Below are 1,065 nucleotides of genomic sequence, written 5' to 3' on the forward strand. Positions count from 1 at the left end.
TGTACTGACCAGGACCGTTGTTGACGTGAAGAGAGACCTCCGTGTCGAGTGGGAGCTGTCTAGGAACCCGGCTCTGACCAACGGAGGTCTCTCGTGTCCCACGCTAACGCCCGGCTGACGCCGGCGGGTAGGTTGATCATGGTTCGCCGTATCGCGACCGGGCGCCCGGTCGCGCATGTCGCGGCGGAGATGGGTGTCTCGCGCACGACGGCGTGGCGGTGGTGGCGCCGCTTCCAGGTCGAAGGTCGGGCGGGGTTGGTCGACCGGTCGAGCGTGGCGCGCTCTCATCCGCGCCGGACCCCGGCCTGTGTCGAGACCCGGGTACGGATCGCGCGGATGCTGACCCGTCGTGGCCCACTCACGATCGCCAGGGTGGTCGGGGTTCCGGCCTCGACCGTGGGCCGTGTCCTGGCCCGTCACCACACCCCGCGCTTGGCTGAGTGCGACCCGGTCACCGGGCAAGTCATCCGCGCCACCAGACGCTCCGCGAACCGCTACGAGCACCCCTACCCCGGGTCGTTGATCCACGTGGACGTCAAGAAGCTCGGGCGCATCCCGGACGGCGGTGGCTGGCGCGCGCACGGCCGCTCGGAAAAGGTCCGAGGTCGCGGGATCGGCTACGACTACGTGCACGCCGCGATTGACGACCACTCCCGGCTTGCCTATGTCGAGATCCACGCCGATGAGAAAGGCGCCACCGCGGCCAGGTTCCTGGCCCGCGCGGCAGCGTTCTACTCCGCCCATGGCATCAAGATCGAACGAGTGATCAGCGACAACGCGTTCGCCTACCGCCACTCCCGCGCGTTCCAGCAAGCCGTCACCGACCTCGGTGCGGTGCAGAAATTCATCAAGCCGCACTGCCCCTGGACCAACGGGAAGGTCGAGCGCCTCAACCGCACCCTGGCCACCGAGTGGGCCTACTCCCGGATCTGGTCATCCAACGCCGACCGCGCCGCCGCCTTGCCTACCTGGCTCAACCACTACAACCTGGAACGACCCCACCTCGGCATCGGCGGCCTACGACCCATCGACCGAATCAACAACGCAACGGGTCAGTACACCTAG

The 1,065-nt window shown here is 67.7% G+C and carries 1 protein-coding gene; it reads left to right on the forward strand.

Features of this window, described 5'->3' with window-relative positions:
- Positions 1-93 precede the first annotated feature (93 nt).
- Entirely contained in the window at positions 94-1,065 is a 972-nt protein-coding gene (locus tag H9623_RS19120; protein ID WP_193721582.1) for an IS481 family transposase, read from the forward strand.

This window comes from Oerskovia douganii (assembly GCF_015142735.1).
Classification (GTDB): Bacteria; Actinomycetota; Actinomycetes; order Actinomycetales; family Cellulomonadaceae; genus Oerskovia; species Oerskovia douganii.